Source organism: Pseudoalteromonas sp. GABNS16E (assembly GCF_028598715.1).
Classification (GTDB): Bacteria; Pseudomonadota; Gammaproteobacteria; order Enterobacterales; family Alteromonadaceae; genus Pseudoalteromonas; species Pseudoalteromonas atlantica.
Window position 1 is genome coordinate 113,487 of the sequence record NZ_JAQREZ010000005.1, and the last position, 17,178, is coordinate 130,664.

General features: G+C 42.4%; 12 protein-coding genes. 8 read left to right on the plus strand and 4 right to left on the minus strand.

Annotated features, from left to right (window positions below):
- Positions 1 to 86 precede the first annotated feature (86 nt).
- From ilvD to PSI06_RS03905, 6 genes are all read left to right on the plus strand, one after another.
- Complete coding sequence (gene ilvD / locus PSI06_RS03880) at positions 87 to 1,943, plus strand: dihydroxy-acid dehydratase (RefSeq protein ID WP_273603009.1); 1,857 nt, start codon at positions 87 to 89, stop codon at positions 1,941 to 1,943.
- Between the two features lie 2 nt (positions 1,944 to 1,945).
- On the plus strand, positions 1,946 to 3,499 hold the full coding sequence (gene ilvA / locus PSI06_RS03885; RefSeq protein WP_004589297.1) for a threonine ammonia-lyase, biosynthetic: 1,554 nt from the start codon (positions 1,946 to 1,948) through the stop codon (positions 3,497 to 3,499).
- 144 nt (positions 3,500 to 3,643) lie between these two features.
- Positions 3,644 to 4,630 carry an ABC transporter substrate-binding protein gene (locus PSI06_RS03890; protein WP_039972499.1) on the plus strand — a complete coding sequence of 329 codons (987 nt, stop codon included), beginning with the start codon at positions 3,644 to 3,646 and terminating at the stop codon, positions 4,628 to 4,630.
- Positions 4,631 to 4,692: 62 nt separating this feature from the next.
- Positions 4,693 to 5,868: a methyltransferase gene (locus PSI06_RS03895; RefSeq protein ID WP_273603010.1), complete on the plus strand. Its 1,176-nt coding sequence runs from the start codon at positions 4,693 to 4,695 to the stop codon at positions 5,866 to 5,868.
- A gap of 64 nt (positions 5,869 to 5,932) precedes the next feature.
- Positions 5,933 to 6,592: a carbonate dehydratase gene (gene can / locus PSI06_RS03900; RefSeq protein ID WP_024032154.1), complete on the plus strand. Its 660-nt coding sequence runs from the start codon at positions 5,933 to 5,935 to the stop codon at positions 6,590 to 6,592.
- 8 nt (positions 6,593 to 6,600) lie between these two features.
- On the plus strand, positions 6,601 to 7,248 hold the full coding sequence (locus PSI06_RS03905) for an NAD(P)H-binding protein (RefSeq protein ID WP_273603011.1): 648 nt from the start codon (positions 6,601 to 6,603) through the stop codon (positions 7,246 to 7,248).
- A gap of 80 nt (positions 7,249 to 7,328) precedes the next feature.
- Here the strand turns inward: PSI06_RS03905 and ubiK are convergent, their stop codons facing one another.
- A complete protein-coding gene (ubiK, locus tag PSI06_RS03910) occupies positions 7,329 to 7,592 on the minus strand; it encodes a ubiquinone biosynthesis accessory factor UbiK (protein WP_004589302.1) in 264 nt (87 codons plus the stop codon).
- 161 nt (positions 7,593 to 7,753) lie between these two features.
- On the opposite strand from ubiK, the gene rep reads away from it, so the two are divergent.
- Positions 7,754 to 9,772: a DNA helicase Rep gene (gene rep, locus PSI06_RS03915; protein ID WP_004589303.1), complete on the plus strand. Its 2,019-nt coding sequence runs from the start codon at positions 7,754 to 7,756 to the stop codon at positions 9,770 to 9,772.
- On the opposite strand, the gene PSI06_RS03920 is transcribed toward rep, so the two are convergent.
- The 3 genes from PSI06_RS03920 to elbB all read right to left on the minus strand — a co-directional run bounded on the left by PSI06_RS03920 (position 9,765) and on the right by elbB (position 13,742).
- Complete coding sequence (locus PSI06_RS03920; RefSeq protein ID WP_273603012.1) at positions 9,765 to 12,332, minus strand: diguanylate cyclase domain-containing protein; 2,568 nt, start codon at positions 12,330 to 12,332, stop codon at positions 9,765 to 9,767. The genes rep and PSI06_RS03920 overlap by 8 nt on opposite strands.
- A 163-nt stretch (positions 12,333 to 12,495) precedes the next feature.
- Positions 12,496 to 12,891: a c-type cytochrome gene (locus PSI06_RS03925; protein WP_004589305.1), complete on the minus strand. Its 396-nt coding sequence runs from the start codon at positions 12,889 to 12,891 to the stop codon at positions 12,496 to 12,498.
- Positions 12,892 to 13,094: 203 nt separating this feature from the next.
- Positions 13,095 to 13,742 (minus strand): isoprenoid biosynthesis glyoxalase ElbB, encoded by a 648-nt coding sequence (gene elbB, locus PSI06_RS03930; RefSeq protein WP_273603013.1) that lies wholly within the window; start codon positions 13,740 to 13,742, stop codon positions 13,095 to 13,097.
- A 525-nt stretch (positions 13,743 to 14,267) separates the two neighbouring features.
- On the opposite strand from elbB, the gene polA reads away from it, so the two are divergent.
- Complete coding sequence (gene polA / locus PSI06_RS03935; RefSeq protein ID WP_273603014.1) at positions 14,268 to 16,997, plus strand: DNA polymerase I; 2,730 nt, start codon at positions 14,268 to 14,270, stop codon at positions 16,995 to 16,997.
- The last annotated feature ends 181 nt before the right edge of the window (positions 16,998 to 17,178 follow it).

Below are 17,178 nucleotides of genomic sequence, written 5' to 3' on the forward strand. Positions count from 1 at the left end.
ACGCGTTACTGAATATAACCTTCAGTAACTCAACAATTTTTAGAATGAGGAATGCCCGCTTACACAGCGGCAAAACAGAGGTAACTATGGCTAAATTAAGAAGTGCAACAACAACTGAAGGACGTAAACGCGCAGGCGCACGTGCATTATGGCGCGCAACAGGCATGACCGACACCGACTTTGGTAAACCTATTATTGCTGTAGTTAACTCGTTTACGCAATTTGTACCAGGGCATGTACACCTTAATCAGCTTAGTGAGCTAATGGCGGAAACAATCACGCAAGCGGGCGGCGTACCAAAAGAATTTAACACCATCGCAATTGATGACGGCATCGCAATGGGCCACGGTGGTATGCTTTACTCACTGCCTTCTCGCGACTTAATTGCAGACTCTGTTGAGTACATGGTTAACGGCCACTGCGCCGATGCGATGATCTGTATTTCTAACTGTGACAAAATCACCCCAGGGATGATGCTTGCAGCGCTACGTTTAAATATACCGGTTATTTTTGTATCGGGCGGGCCAATGGAAGCGGGTAAAACCAAACTTGCTAACATCGATATTAAACTAGATTTAGTTGATGCCATGGTAAAAGGCGCTGATGAAACAGTAAGTGATGCAGATTCCGAGCAAGTAGAGCGCTCGGCGTGTCCTACCTGTGGCTCGTGTTCGGGTATGTTTACTGCCAACTCAATGAACTGTTTATTGGAGGCTATTGGCCTTGCACTACCGGGTAACGGAACAACGCTTGCAACTCATAAAGATCGTAAGCAACTGTATGTAGAAGCCGGCGCTCGCATTGTTGACTTGTGTCGCGAGTACTACCAAAAAGACAACCACGACGTGTTACCGCGTGCAATTGCAAACAAAACAGCCTTTATGAACTCTATGGTGGTTGATATTGCCATGGGTGGTTCATCTAATACCGTATTGCATTTATTAGCAGCAGCACAAGAAGCTGGTGTAGATTTTGATATGTCGCACATTGACGAGCTTTCTCGTAAAACCCCATTTTTATGTAAAGTAGCCCCAGCTACACCTGAGTACCACATTGAAGATGTGCATCGCGCTGGTGGCATGATGGCAATTGTACGTGAGCTAGGTAAAGCAGGTTTAGTTGATTTATCGGTAAACCACGTAGCGGGTATGACGATGGGTGAGCTTGTTAAAAAGTGGGACGCGACTGACCCTACAAACGAAGCCGCACAAAAGTTTTACCGTGCAGGCCCTGCCGGTATTCGTACTACAAAAGCAATGAGCCAAGAGTGCCGTTGGGATGAAGGCGATAACGACCGAGAGCATGGTTGTATCCGTAGTGTTGAGCATGCCTTTAGACAAGATGGTGGCTTAGCTGTGCTTTCAGGTAACTTAGCGGTTGATGGCTGTATTGTTAAAAGTGCAGGTGTAGTTGACGAAATGCTGCATTTTGAAGGCACTGCAGTGGTGTACGAGTCACAAGATGATTCAGTAGAAGGCATTTTAAACGACGAAGTAAAAGCCGGTGATGTTGTGGTTATTCGCTACGAAGGTCCTAAAGGCGGCCCAGGTATGCAAGAAATGCTTTATCCAACGAGCTACTTAAAATCAAAAGGCCTTGCTGAAAAATGTGCCTTGATCACCGATGGTCGTTTCTCGGGCGGCACCTCTGGTTTATCAATCGGCCACGTATCGCCAGAGGCGGCAAGTGGCGGTGCTATTGCGTATGTTGAAAATGGCGACAAAATTATCATTGATATCGCAACACGTGAAATCACCCTCGCATTAAATGATGAAGAGCTAGAAGCACGTAAACAAAAGCAATTAGCGCGTGGTAAGCAAGCGTATAAGCCGCTTGATCGTGACCGCTATGTATCGTCGGCATTAAAAGCGTATGCATTACTTGCAACCAGTGCCGATAAGGGCGCAGTACGTGATTTAGCCAAACTGGAGGAGCTTAGCTAATTATGGTTTCTCAAGAGCTCGATTATTTTCGCGCTATTATTCAGGCCAATATGGAACCGCTAGCTAAAGTGACTGAGGTCAGCGAAATGCGCGACCTCAGTGATAAATTAGGCAACCATGTTTGGTTAAAGCGTGAAGATCAACAGCCCGTGTATTCGTTTAAGTTACGCGGTGCTTATAATAAATTAAACAAGTTACCAAAAGGGTCTGTTGTTATTACGGCATCTGCGGGTAACCATGCACAAGGTGTGGCGCTTAGTGCTTCACACCTTGGCCATAAAGCCACTATCGTTATGCCAGTTACCACGCCTGAAATAAAAGTAAGTGCGGTACGTGCGCTGGGCGGTGAAGTGGTTTTACATGGCCATCATTTTGATGCTGCAAAAGCACATGCACTTGAACTAACAGAGCAACGCAATGGCGTATTTGTACCGCCTTTTGATGACCCTGATGTAATTGTGGGGCAAGGCACAGTGGCTCGCGAGCTTATGCAGCAACTCAACGAGCTTGATGCGGTATTTATCCCTGTTGGCGGTGGTGGTTTACTTGCTGGTATGGCGGTTTATATCAAATCATTACGCCCCGATATAAAAGTCATTGGCGTAGAAGCTGACGAAAGTGCATGTTTACAAGCCGCGCTTAAAGCGGGTGAGCCTGTTGAGCTCGACCGTGTTGGCAGTTTTGCCGATGGCGTAGCGGTTAAAATTATTGGCAGTGAAACATTTCGCTTAGCGCAAAAATTTTGCGATGAAGTTGTAACTGTCAGTGGCGATGAAATTTGTGCCGCTATGCAAGATATTTTTGTCTCTACTCGCGCCATTTCAGAGCCCTCAGGTGCCCTTGCAACCGCAGGGCTTAAAAAGTGGAGCCAGCAATCGGGCTTAAAAGGGCTGCATTTAGCAGCGGTGCTTTCGGGTGCTAACTTAAACTTTGATCGCTTACGTTATGTGGCTGAGCGTACTGCGCTAGGTGAAAAAAACGAAGCGCTACTTGCGGTGACCATTAAAGAAGAAAAAGGCAGCTTTAAGCAGTTTTGCACCTCTTTAGGTGGTCGGGCTATTACTGAGTTTAACTACCGTTATGCAGGCCCAGGTGAAGCGCAAATATTTGTAGGTATTGCTCTGCGCCAGGGTGAGCAAGAACTCAACGAGCTAAAACAAGACCTAACTAACAACGACTACCAATTTTGCGATTTATCAGATAACGAACTCGCTAAATTACACGTACGTTATATGGTAGGGGGTAAAGCACCGGAGCAGTTACATGAAAGGTTATTACGGTTTGAATTTCCGGAATACCCAGGAGCCCTTGCGCGCTTTTTAGATACCCTAGGTAGCAATTGGAATATTACTTTATTTCATTATCGCAATCATGGGGGGTCTATCGGAAATGTACTGGCGGGCTTTGCTATTGAGCCAAGCCAATTTGATATGTTTAACGAGCACTTAAACCGCTTAGGTTACAGTGTACAAGATGAAACACATAACCCGTGTTTTACGCAGTTTTTAACCTCTCAGCCACAAAGCCCAAACGTTGACAATTTAGCCTCAGCTTAGGGTTTTTATAAGCAAGTATGCACGTTTGCATGCTTGCTTTATCGTGTGTTTTAAATATAGTTACAGCTAATGACTACTATTTGGAACACCCAGTTGCTTATTAAAGGATTAATATTTGTAATTTTGCTTTTTTGCAGCCAACTAATGGCTCAAGAATCAGTCACTTTACAACTAAAATGGACCCACCAGTTTCAGTTCGCCGGCTATTATATGGCTCAGCAAAAAGGCTACTACAAAGACGCCGGACTTGATGTAACCATACGCGAAGCCAATCCTAAAATGCCTGACACTTTCACGCCTGTAGCAAGTGGAGAAGCCCAGTTTGGCGTAGCGCATTCGGGTATTTTACAACAAAGAGTAAACGGCCAACCGTTTGTAGCAATGGCGGCTATTTTACAGTTTTCTCCGTACTGTTGGATGGTAAAAGACAGCTCTGATATTTTTCACCCTCGCGATTTTACCGCTAAACGTATTACCGAAGTGAGTAAAAAAGACAGTACCGAGCTGCTGGTTATGCTTAAACGCAGCGGTATTGATATTGCCACCTTAGAGGTATACGAAGGCGATGAGCCTGCGCTACAAGCGTGGCAAGAAAACAAACTTGATGCAATGCAAGTGTATGTCACCACTCAGCCCTACTTTATGACTCAGCAAGGGGTATCGCACCGCCTTATATGCCCACAGCGCTATGGTATGGATGTGTATGGTGATGTGCTATTTACCAGCGAATCAATGCTTAAAAAGCACCCGCAAACGGTCGAAAAGTTTTACCAAGCGAGCTTAAAAGGTTGGCGCTATGCGATGATGAATATGGATGAAGCCATAGCAATTACACAGCAAGTGTATGCGCCAAACAAAAGTTTTCATCAGCTAGCTTATGAAGCCGAAGTATTGAAAGACTACATAATGCCGCCTACGACCCATTTAGGGAATATGTCGATGGCCAAGTGGCGCTTAATTGCTGATTATTATGGCATTAAGCAAACGCAATTTGACGAGCACAAAGCTGGGTTTGTTTATAAATACCAAGAGCCAGAACGATTACAACTGTCGTGGATGCTAATAGCCGCCTTTATTGTGAGTATTATTTCGATCCCCCTTTATTTGCGTTTAATACTTGGAAAAAAATAACCGCTTAATGCTGCTCTGCGCAACTGGTATAATTAAACGTCTTTTTACTATTTTAAGTTGTTATGAACCTAGCTGAGCAGTTTGCAGCACTCGATGCAGTGCTAATGAATACCCGCGAATATTGGCAATGTACAGCATTTGATTTTGATGAATTACCGTGGCCTGAGCTACAAGCGGCGTTAAATAACTTATCAGATGAAGATGTCGCAAGGCTTGATAACGATCAGCAACAGCTTTATCAATTTTTTAGCCCGTTTATTGCCGGGGTAGAGCAGCTACCTGAGCTGTGCAATTTACCAAAAAGCCAGCAGCAACGCGGTGAATACCCGTTTTGGATAAGTAACGGTATTAAAGGGCGTAAGTTTGAGCAACTGCAAGACTTTGTTTCAGCATTAACGTGTAACACACAGCCTGTACTTGAATGGTGCGCAGGTAAAGGGCATTTAGGCCGAATGCTTGCTTATAACGGCGCGCAAAGCGTACACAGTGTTGAGCTACAAGGGCATCTTTGCGAGCAAGGAGAGCACAGTGCACGCAAGCAAGGTTTGGCGATGAAATTTAGCCAAGCTAATGTGCTTGAAGATGAAACACGCCATTTTTTTAATACCGACACACATGCGGTTGCACTGCATGCATGTGGCGCATTGCACCAAACATTTATGCAACACGCCAGCGCCGCTAGGGTAAAACGTATTAGTTTTTCGCCGTGCTGTTATCACTTATTTACCGATAGCCGTTATCAGGCAATGAGTGAGCTTGCCCTTGCTAGTAAGCTTAATTTAACGCACCGCGATCTAAAACTGGCGCTGCAAGAAACAGTTACAGCCCCTTCACGTGTAGCTAAAATACGAAAAACTGAGGTGGAATGGCGCTTAGGGTTTGACGCACTTCGAAAGTCACTCACTCATGAACATTATTACGTGAGTGTGCCTTCAGTTAACAAAGCCGTGTTTTCTGATACGTTTGCACAGTTTTGCGCTTGGGCGGGGGATAAAAAGTCTATAAGTATCCCTCAAGACACTGATTACGATAAGTTTTTATTAATTGGTAAGGCGCGTAAAAAAGTAACAGAGCGAATCGAACTGGTTCGACATGTGTTTAGAAGAGCAATAGAAGTTTGGCTTGTGCTCGATCGTGCTTTATATTTGCAACAGCAAGGTTATCACGTTTCAGTTACCACCTTTTGTGAGAAACAATTAACTCCTCGCAATATTTTAATTCTTGCAAACACCAACTAAAAAGGCGCTCATTATTTGTCTTTTCTGGGGTGTAATTTCTATCCCGTCCTAAATAAGAGATGCAATGAGAAAGCTAAAAAATTTATTCGAAAACAACAAACGTTGGGCTGCACGTACAACCGAAGCCAACCCTGAGTTTTTTAAAATATTATCAATGCAACAAAACCCAGAGTACTTGTGGATTGGCTGCTCAGACTCCCGTGTTCCTGCCAACCAAATTGTTGATTTACTGCCGGGTGAATTATTTGTACACCGTAATGTAGCTAATGTGGTGGTACATACTGACCATAACTGTTTATCGGTAATGCAATACGCGGTAGAGGTGCTTAAAGTAAAACATATTATGGTGGTTGGCCACTATGGCTGTGGCGGTGTACAAGCGGTATTAAATAACGCCAAATTTGGTTTTATTGATAATTGGTTACGCCATGTTGGCGATGTAAAAGAAAAACACTTAGAGCAGCTTAATGCAATGGATGAGCAACAGCGTTTAAGTCGTTTAATTGAGCTAAACGTTATTGAGCAAGTACGCAACGTGTGTAGGACAAACATAGTTCAAGATGCATGGGATAAAGGCCAAGAGCTCACGATTCATGGTTGGGTATATGGATTAGAGAACGGCCACTTGCACGACTTATCATCGGTTGTAACCTGCGCCGATGAAGAAGGCGATGTGTATAAAAAAGCCGTTGCACATGTACTCGCTAAAGCCGGTTGCGAGTAATTTAAACAATGACTAAAACGGCAATAATCATAGGGGCAACAGGGGTTGTGGGGAGTGAGCTATTAACGCTTTTACTGCAAAGCCCTGCGTTTGGCCATGTGATTGCTATAACTCGCCGTAAGCTGGACGTTAAACATACTAAGCTCACTAATCAAGTTATTGATTTTGATTGTTTAACCAACTACTGCGCGTTATTTAAAGGGGATGTGTTTTTTTCGTGTTTGGGCACTACTAAAAAGCAGGCTGGCTCGACCGCGGCGCAGCGTAAAGTTGATTTTGATTATCAGTTTATTGCGGCGCAAATGGCGGCTAACAATGCAGTGAGCCATTATTGCTTGGTGTCATCAAGCGGCGCTAATGCGCACAGCATCAGCCCTTACTTAAAAATGAAAGGCGAGCTTGAGCAGCACATAAAAACGCTGGGCTTTGCAAAAGTAAGTATATTCCAGCCGTCTTTATTAATGGGTGAGCGAAACGATACACGAATAGCTGAGCAAATAGGCGCATTTGTGTTACCTGTTATTACTCAACTTCCTTTTTTAAAACGTTATAAACCCATTACGGGTAAGCAAGTGGCACTAAAAATGTGCGCTGTAAGTTTAGCGCAGCAACAATCACTGCAATACTATGTATTAGAGGCACTTTTTGATACATAGTGGGCTTTTAGTTAAAACTAAAAGCAAAAAAGCAGCCTTAGCTGCTTTTTTTGTGGCTGAGTATACAGATGTAGTACGTGCTACTCGGCGTTATTTTTAGCATTTAGTTGTTGCTCTAGTAACACAACTTTTGCTTCAAGCTCTGTGAGTTTTTCACGAGTACGAATAAGTACTTGGCTTTGCACATCAAATTCTTCGCGGCTAACAAAGTCCATTTCAGCCAGCTTATTTTGTAAAACTTGTTTGGTTTTACCTTCCAGTGTATCTGCTAGGTTTTTTACACCTTGCGGCATGTTGTTGGTGATTTGCTTAGCAATTTCTTCAAGTTTTGCTGGATTGATCATAATCGTCCCTTGCTGTTGCCCTAAAATGATAATGACTAATATTACCTTATACCTAAGGTATTTAATACATGATCACCACAATGGAATTAATTAATCTAATGGCTATGCCTGTATCTGTGGTTACGGTAAAATTAGCTGCCTTTTAAAACTCCATGGTCGTTATGAAACTCAATCCAAAACAAGATGAAGCAGTAAAATATATTAGTGGTCCGTGTTTAGTACTCGCGGGTGCAGGCTCAGGTAAAACGCGCGTAATCACTAACAAAATTGCTTATTTGGTGCAAAAGTGCGAGTACAAAGCACGTAATATTGCTGCGGTAACGTTTACGAATAAAGCGGCCAAAGAGATGCGCGAGCGTGTATTACAAACGCTTAATAAGCAAGAAGCGAAAGGGCTGTGGGTATCAACCTTTCATACCCTAGGGCTTGAAATAATTAAAAAAGAGCTCAAAACGCTTGGCTTTAAAGAAGGTTTTTCGCTGTTTGATGACCAAGATACTAACCAGCTGTTAGGTGATTTAACCGAAGACGAGCTTAAAAAAGACAAAGACCTACTTAATCTATTAAAAATGCAAATAGGCAGCTGGAAAAACGAATTAATCTTGCCAGAGCAAGCCATACGCGAAGCACGTGATGCGCAAAAGGCGTTATTTGCGCAGCTTTACGCGCGTTATCAAAATCAGCTGCGAGCATATAACGCACTGGATTTTGACGATTTAATAATGATCCCCACCTTATTACTGAGTAGTAATGCCACCTCACGAGAGCGTTGGCAGCAACGATTTAGGTATTTGCTGGTGGATGAATATCAAGATACCAATACCAGCCAGTACCAGCTTGTTAAGTTATTAGTAGGCGAGCGAGCGCGTTTTACTGTGGTAGGGGATGATGACCAATCTATTTATTCATGGCGCGGAGCCCGCCCCCAAAACTTGGTACTGTTAAGTAAAGATTACCCCGGCCTTAGGCTCATAAAGCTTGAGCAAAACTACCGCAGTGCCCAGCGCATTCTAAAAGCAGCAAATATTTTAATTGCCAATAACCCGCACGATATCGAAAAAAAGCTATTTAGTGAACTTGGTTACGGTGAGCCGATTAAAGTGATTGGCTGTAGGGATGAAGAGCATGAGTGCGAGCGAGTTGTTGCTGAAATAATTTCTCATAAATTTATGAAGCGCACCAGCTATAAAGATTACGCTATTTTGTATCGCGGTAATCACCAGGCGCGCGGTTTTGAAAAATCATTAATGAGTAACCGCATTCCCTATAAAATTAGTGGCGGAATGTCGTTTTTTTCGCGTTCAGAAATTAAAGATATTATGGCGTATTTACGCTTGTTGGTTAACCAAGACGACGATAATGCTTTTTTACGCATTGTTAATACGCCGCGCCGTGAAATAGGCACCGTTACACTTGAAAAGCTAGGCACACTTGCAAACGAAAAGCACCAAAGCTTATTTGCCACCTGTTTTGATAACGACCTAGGCTACCGCCTTAAAGGGCGTGGCTTAAATGCGCTTTCGGGGTTTGCACGTTGGGTTGTTGAGCTTTCAGATAATGCAGTGCGTAGCGATACGCTCGAAGCGGTAAAAGACTTGGTACGTAATATTAACTACGAAGCGTATTTATATGAGTCATCGCCAAGTGCCAAAGCGGCAGAAATGCGCATGAAAAACGTCTCTGAGCTGTATCGTTGGATCACCGATATGCTCACCGGAGATGCCGATAACGAACCGATGACCTTACCTGAAGTGGTCAGTAAATTAACGCTTCGCGATATGCTAGAGCGTAACGAGGAAGAAGATGAGTCTGATGCGGTACAGTTACTTACTTTGCATGCATCTAAAGGCTTAGAATACCCGTACGTATTTATGGTTGGGATGGAAGAGGGGTTATTGCCACACCAAGTAAGTATTGACGAAGAAAACGTAGATGAAGAGCGCCGTTTAGCATACGTAGGGATCACACGGGCCCAGCAAGAGCTGACACTAACGTATGCAAAAATACGTCGTCAGTTTGGCGAAACCTCACAAACAGAGCTAAGCCGCTTTGTGCAAGAGTTACCGCAAGATGACCTAGCGTTTGAAAACAAAAAAGCCCCAAGCTCGCAAGCTGAGCGCATGGAAAAAGGCCAAGCACGGGTCGCTAACTTAAGGGCGATGCTGAAAAAACCTAGTTAATAGACTGCGCGGCGTTGTTATTAGCCGCTACTGGCTCCGATAAGCCTTGCTGCTTAGCAACAAATAAGTTTAGTCCGTATTTATCTAGCAAGGCTCTAAAGTTGAGTATAGAAGGGCCTTTGGCAATAACTTTTATGCCTTTTAGCTGAGTGATTGCCAGTACACCTTGTAATTGCAAGTTAAAGCTTTCTTGTTGCAGTACGCGTTTACTAAAGGTTGAGCTAAGTAGTACATAATCGAAGGTAATGTCGGTCAGTGCATTTAGCTCACAGCGGTCTTTTGCAAAGTTATTTAAGCCAATGCTGTAGCCAAGCTGCGAGAGCTTTTTAAGGTTTTCTAGCTGAGTTGCACAGGCGTAACGTATTTCTTGGTCGTCAAACAATAAACACAGTTGGCTTTGCCCTTGCAGCTTACTTAATACCTCAGTAAATAAATTAAATTCAAGCGCTTCTAAAAGTAGCCCTGAGCATGGCAATAACACCATGGCTACATTTGCCGCTAAGGCATGGGAATAGGCGTGTTGTAATAGTTCTAATTCAACTTGGAGGTGCTGCTCTTTATCGGTTGCAAACTTTTTCAGTACTTCAAAACTGGTATAGCCTAATACAGGGTGTTCACCAAAGGCTTCAAATAGTGATTCTGATTGCTGTTGTTCATCAAGGTTTATAATATCTGCACTTCTAAAACTCATCGGGAGTGAATCAAGATGGTGCTGTGCTGGAGATTCTGCACTTGTTAGTGTTTGTGTTAATAGTGGGTGGAACAGCTCATAGCGGTCGCGCCCTGCATTTTTAGCGTAATACATAGCAGCATCGGCATCGCGAATAATTTCATCGGTATGCTGATAACTTGAATTTGAGTACGTTATACCAATACTTGCACCACTTTGAATGCAGGTACCTTTGCTGCAAAATGGCTTTTTCATTATATTAATAATGCGATCAGCTACATCTTCTGCTTGTTGTAGCTCTGTTAAGTGGGTAAGCAAAATTACAAATTCATCACCACCAAGGCGAGCGAGTAAATCGTGTTCGCGAATACAATGCGAAAATAAATCAGCCACACTTATTAAAAATTGATCGCCGGCATGGTGACCTAGTTGATCGTTTATATCTTTAAACTTATCTAAATCAATAAATAACACAGCAAAGTGATGATCAGAAAAACGATGGTAATGCTGCAGTGTTTTTTCTAGCTGGGTTAAAAACAAGCTGCGGTTAGGCAGGCCTGTTAATGAGTCGTGATGCGCATCATGATAAAGCTGTTGCTCTACTTTTTTACGCTCATCAATTTGCATTTGTAAATGTAGGTTAGCTTGCTGCAGCGCTTTTGTTTTTTCGTTAACTCGATACTCTAACTCTTGGTGGCTAGATTTAAGTGCTTGAGTGGCTAATTTTGTTTGTAAAACCGTGGCAATTTGGTGTGATACAAACGTGATAAGCTCGCAGTCATCGTTGCTAAAAATATGATTGTTATTATACGCTTGGCATACTATTAAGCCGATAACCCCTTGCGATGTTTTAAGCGGCGCACCTAGCCAGCTGGTGGCCATTTGCTCTTTAGGTACAGGTGTAGAGCGTTGAACTACACCCTTTTTTAGTAACTCTCTCGCTCTGCTTGGGTTAATAAGCTGAGTTCGCTCAGTACTAATTACTAATTCACTATACCCTTTTGCAAAACGCCTAGGCTTTGCCTCTGATCTAAATTCGTCGGCGTAATATGGGAAGTCTATCCACCCAGTTTTCTTATTATAAAGAGCGATATACAGATTATCAGCATATGTAATCGTTCTAATTATTTGATGAATTTTTAAATAAGCATCATTAAGATTTTTTGCCTGTGTGGCTATTTCTGAAATCTTAAATAGGATCTGCTGTCGTTGAGAAGCACGTTTACGCTGCTCAACTTCTATGTTGAGCGCTTCGTTGCTCTGAGTAAGTGCACGTGTACGAATTTTAACTTCAGATTCAAGAAGTTCACGTTTCTTTACTCGCTCTATAGCAGTGGCTAAATAAAGTGACATGACCTCTAAAAGCTGAATTTGCTGAGAGCTGTAGTATTTTTCAGTATCATAGCTTTGCGCAGCAAGTACACCAATAATATGCTCACCTTGGTAAACTGGTACGCCCACCCAATGCTCTGCTGGCGTGCCCAGCGCTTTGAATAAGCCTCGGTCTGCGGCGTCTCGCATTTGTTGCTTAGTAAAATACGTTGTTTTACCTTCCTTAAATACATAGCCCGTTGCACCTTCATCGAAACTATTTGCTTGATGAAGCGGTACCGAAATACCATCTTTCTCATCTGCAAAATAAGATAGTTCAAGTGAATTGCTATATTCGTTTAATAGTACAACATAGAAGCTTTTACTGGGTACGTACTTTTGTAAAATATCGTGGATGGCTGGGTATAAAAGTATTAATTCAGCCACAGTACTAGCTTGCTCTGATAGTTGTATCAGGGCATTTTGTAAGTGGTGGGATTGTCTGTACTTTTCAAGTAGTGCTCTAAGTTTCTTATTTTGGTGCTCTAATTTACTCGGTTCAGTTCGTTTATCTTCCAATGATAGTAGCCGATAGTTATTATTGTATGTTTATTAGCCATATGATTTCATTGTTCAGGTCTATCGTCAAGTGACTATCACACTAAAACTTGCTATTAAAACACTAAAAGTGGTACAGAAAGGCTTTCCTAATTAACTTAAGTCAGCCTTATCGGGTTTATGGTTATTTAGATGTCATGAAATCAATAGCTGCGCTAATCTCATCATCAGAACAATCCATACATGTTCCTTTTGGCGGCATCGCATTAAAACCGTTGATAGCGTGATCAAGCAATACATCTTTACCTTTAGCGATACGCGGTGCCCAGTCATCAGCTGATTTAGGTGCACCTAGTGCGCCAGTACCGTGACAGGCAAAACATGCGCCTTGGTACACTTGCTCACCAGAGCGAGGGCCAGTAGGAGCTGCGGCTGCAGCAGCTTTCTCGCCTTCAAGATAAACAGCGCCAACTGGTGCTAAACGTTTTTTAATCGCATCTTCAGTCATAGAGTTATCATATGGCTGTGCGTATGCGGTGGTTGCTAGCACTAATAATGCTGCAGCTGATAGTTTTTTCATTTTGCCTTGCTCACTTCGATTTGAACGTGATCAATCACGATTATAGATGACGGAAATTAAACCGATTATACCTTTGTGTAACAATTTATAAAACGCCCACTGGTGTTTTTATCGATAAAACTGGCTAATTTTTGCGTTAACGCAATAAAATTGCATGTTTCAGTTAACAAACATTTATAATCGGTGGCTTAGTAAATCACTATTTAAGCTAATGCTAGTACGCTTTTAACCAATTTTTCGATCCCCGCATCGGCATCTAAAATAGACTGCGCCAGCATATAAGCAGGGGTGGTAACGAGTTTATTGTCCTCATCAATCACAATATCATCAACCGCACAGGCTGTGTGAGTAGAGCCTAGCTGGGTTAAAGCGCTTGCGGTCTGTTCATCATTACCTATGGTTAAAGTAGCCTTGGGATATATAAACGGAATTAAAGCCGGCGCAATACACATGTAGCCAGCGGCTTTTTGTGCATTAGCAAATTGTTTACAGGCCTCTAATACTAGGTCGTTTATCTGCGCATCAGCGCCTTTAACGGCAAAATCACATAAGTTTTTAGCGGCGCCAAATCCCCCTGGTACTATTAACGCATCAAATTCAGATGTCTTTAATTCGCTTAATGATTTTATATCACCACGGGCAATGCGTGCTGCCTCAGTGAGTACATTACGGTTGCTTGGCATTTCTTCACCGGTGAGGTGGTTAATGGTGTGAAGTTGTTCTATATCAGGAGCAAAACATTGATATGCAGCACCGTTTTTAGCTATGTGCAGCAGTGTTAATACTGCTTCGTTTATTTCACTGCCATCGTACACACCACAGCCGGCTAATATTACAGCTATCTTTTTCATGCTTTTGTGCTCCTTAAGTATTTTAAATAAGTCGTTTGGATGAAGTTTAACACGGGCCAAAACACACACTAAAATAATTTTTTAGTTTAAAAAGTATTCGCAGTGCAAGTTGTATTGCGGTTTATGTCATTTTTGCCTGTGCGCTCATAAAAAAAATTATAAAGGATCGCTATGATCTTTGATCCATTATGCTAGAATACTCCTCCGGTTATTTAAATGGATACAAATAACTAAAGTGACTAACAGCGGATGTATCAGTTAGAAAACCTTTTTCCACATTGGTTTTAAAATAATAAAAAAAAGAACCTCGTATTATCTTTTTTAAACAAAACAAGCAGTTATTTATTTTTCTAAGCATTTTATTATGCATTGGAGGAATAGCTCGTGGCTGTTATCTACAAAGTTATCCACAGGTTGCTCCGCAATAATTATGGCTACTAAGCGTAATTCACTGTCGTTTTATTCACAACCTTATGGCATGCTTGTAATAATATTACTTTTTTGTATTTAGGATCCAAATTCACCATGGCTCAGATCCCCGAAAACCCGCTAATTTTAGTTGATGGCTCTTCATATTTATTTCGTGCTTATCATTCTCCACCGCATTTAACCAACTCTAAAGGTGAAGCAACTGGCGCTATTTATGGCGTGGTAAACATGCTTAAAAGTTTGATCAAACAATATGATCCGAGCCACATGGTGGTGGTGTTTGACGCCAAAGGCAAAACGTTCAGAAACGACATGTATAGCGAGTATAAAGCTAACCGTCCGCCTATGCCTGACGATTTACGAACGCAAATAGCGCCACTGCACAGTATTATTAAAGCGATGGGCTTTCCGCTAATTAGTATTGAAGGGGTTGAAGCCGACGATGTTATTGGTACGTTTTCGCGAATAGCAACTGAGCAAAAGCGCCATGTATTGGTTTCTACAGGCGATAAAGACATGGCTCAGCTAGTTAATGAGCATGTTACGCTAATCAATACCATGACCGACAGCATTTCAGATCCTCAAACCGTTGTTGAAAAATTTGGTGTGGGTCCAGAGCTAATCATCGACTATTTAGCGCTAATGGGTGATAAGGTTGACAATATCCCTGGTGTTGAAGGCTGTGGACCTAAAACAGCTGTTAAATGGTTACAAAAATATGGATCGCTTCAAGGTGTAATTGATAATGCCGGCGATATTAAAGGCAAGATTGGTGAGAAGCTTGCAAACGCCCTTGATCATTTACCACTTAGTTATGAGCTTGCCACCATTAAATGTGATGTTGAGGTAGAGTCAGACCTAGATACCTTTAAAGTACAAGAGCCAAATAAAGATGAGCTTATTGCACTGTATGGTGAGTGTGAGTTCCGCCGTTGGTTAGCTGAGCTGCTTGATAACCCAAAAGATGCAGAAAAAGCGCTCCCTACTGAGGCAAATGAACTGCCAAAAGTAGAAGATGCACATTACGAAACTATCTTAACCGAATCACAATTTGATACGCTTATTGAGCAGCTAAATAGCGCTGAGTTATTTGCCTTTGATACCGAAACAACCAGCCTTGATTACATGCAAGCGCAGTTAGTAGGTATGAGCTTTGCTGTAAAAGCAGGCGAAGCTGCTTACTTACCAATTGCACACGATTACCCGGGTGCACCAGAGCAATTAAGCCTTGAATATGTAATGCAAAAGCTTGGGCCAATCCTCGCCGATGCTAACAAAGCTAAAGTAGGGCAAAACCTAAAATACGACAAGAGCGTACTAGCTAATGCAGGCTATGAGCTCAATGGCATTAAGTTTGATACTATGCTTGAGTCGTACGTATTTAATAGCGTGGGCACTCGCCATGACATGGATTCATTAGCGCTTAAATACTTAGGCCATAAAAACATTAGCTTTGAAGATATAGCCGGCAAAGGGAAAAAGCAGCTTACCTTTAATCAAATTGAGCTTGAGCAAGCTGCGCCTTATGCAGCAGAAGATGCCGATATTACACTGCGTTTACACCAAGTACTTTGGCCAAAATTAGAAGCTGATGAGAAGTTAAAGTCAGTATTTGAAACAATAGAAATGCCATTAGTGAATGTTATTTCTGATATTGAACGTACCGGCGTAGCAATTGATAGCAACATGCTGGCGGCGCACAGCCAGCGTTTAGGCGAGCGTTTACTTGAGCTTGAAAAAGAAGCGTTTGAGATAGCTGGCGAACCATTTAACCTAAGCTCGCCAAAGCAGCTGCAAGCACTTTTATTTGAAAAACTTGAGCTGCCAGTCATTAAAAAAACACCTAAAGGTGCACCTTCAACGGCTGAAGAAGTGCTACAAGAACTTGCCCATGACTACCCACTACCTAAGGTGATTATTGAGCACCGTGGTTTATCTAAGCTTAAATCAACCTACACCGATAAATTACCATTGATGGTTAATGAGAAAACACAGCGCGTGCATACTTCTTATCATCAAGCTGTTACGGCCACAGGGCGTTTGAGTTCTACCGATCCTAACTTACAAAATATCCCAATTCGTTCTGAAGAAGGACGCCGTATACGTGAGGCATTTGTAGCGGCACAAGGCTATAAAATTGTGGCTGCCGATTACAGTCAAATTGAGCTGCGTATTATGGCGCATTTATCGCAAGACAAAGGGCTACTAAATGCCTTTGCTAATGGGTTAGATGTACACAGTGCAACCGCTGCTGAGGTATTTGGGGTTGAGCTAGAGGATGTAACCACAGATATGCGTCGTAAAGCTAAAGCAGTAAACTTTGGATTAATTTACGGCATGTCAGCCTTTGGTTTAGCGCGTCAGCTTGATGTGCCACGCCACGAAGCGCAGCACTACATAGATAAATACTTTGAGCGTTTCCCTGGGGTACTTGAGTACATGGAAACAACCCGCGAAAAAGCGGCCGAGAACGGGTACGTAGAAACTATTTTTGGGCGTCGATTACACTTACCCGAAATTAATGCACGTAATGGAGCTCGCCGTAAAGGCGCCGAACGTGCAGCAATCAATGCACCAATGCAAGGCACAGCCGCTGATATTATTAAAAAAGCAATGCTGAGCGTGCATAGCTGGGTTAATCAACAAGCTCCCAATACCATTAAGTTACTAATGCAAGTACACGATGAATTGGTGTTTGAGATTAAAACCGATTGTGCGCAAGCATACACAAAGCAGATTTGTGAGCTAATGTCGCAAGCGGCTAGCTTAGATGTCCCTTTAATTGTAGAAGCTGACGAAGGTGAAAACTGGGAACAAGCCCACTAACCTAAAACATGCTTACATTTTAAAAGCGCCGCAAGGCGCTTTTTTATTGCCTCTAAATGTCTTGTCCTGAAATGTGTTTACACATTTAGGACTTATTTTATGAAAACCACTAAAACTAAAGACGTTAAGCGTACTCAGCGAGATTATACATTAGGCTTTAAATTATCTATTGTTGAGCAAG

Bases quoted from the DNA above. Each gene is read 5' to 3' on its own strand.
- PSI06_RS03890 (WP_039972499.1), top strand. From the start codon at position 3,644: ATGGCTCAAGAATCAGTCACTTTACAACTAAAATGGACCCACCAGTTT.
- elbB (WP_273603013.1), bottom strand. From the start codon at position 13,742: ATGAAAAAGATAGCTGTAATATTAGCCGGCTGTGGTGTGTACGATGGC.
- ubiK (WP_004589302.1), bottom strand. From the start codon at position 7,592: ATGATCAATCCAGCAAAACTTGAAGAAATTGCTAAGCAAATCACCAAC.
- PSI06_RS03895 (WP_273603010.1), top strand. From the start codon at position 4,693: ATGAACCTAGCTGAGCAGTTTGCAGCACTCGATGCAGTGCTAATGAAT.
- rep (WP_004589303.1), top strand. From the start codon at position 7,754: ATGAAACTCAATCCAAAACAAGATGAAGCAGTAAAATATATTAGTGGT.
- PSI06_RS03925 (WP_004589305.1), bottom strand. From the start codon at position 12,891: ATGAAAAAACTATCAGCTGCAGCATTATTAGTGCTAGCAACCACCGCA.
- can (WP_024032154.1), top strand. From the start codon at position 5,933: ATGAGAAAGCTAAAAAATTTATTCGAAAACAACAAACGTTGGGCTGCA.
- polA (WP_273603014.1), top strand. From the start codon at position 14,268: ATGGCTCAGATCCCCGAAAACCCGCTAATTTTAGTTGATGGCTCTTCA.
- PSI06_RS03905 (WP_273603011.1), top strand. From the start codon at position 6,601: ATGACTAAAACGGCAATAATCATAGGGGCAACAGGGGTTGTGGGGAGT.
- ilvA (WP_004589297.1), top strand. From the start codon at position 1,946: ATGGTTTCTCAAGAGCTCGATTATTTTCGCGCTATTATTCAGGCCAAT.
- ilvD (WP_273603009.1), top strand. From the start codon at position 87: ATGGCTAAATTAAGAAGTGCAACAACAACTGAAGGACGTAAACGCGCA.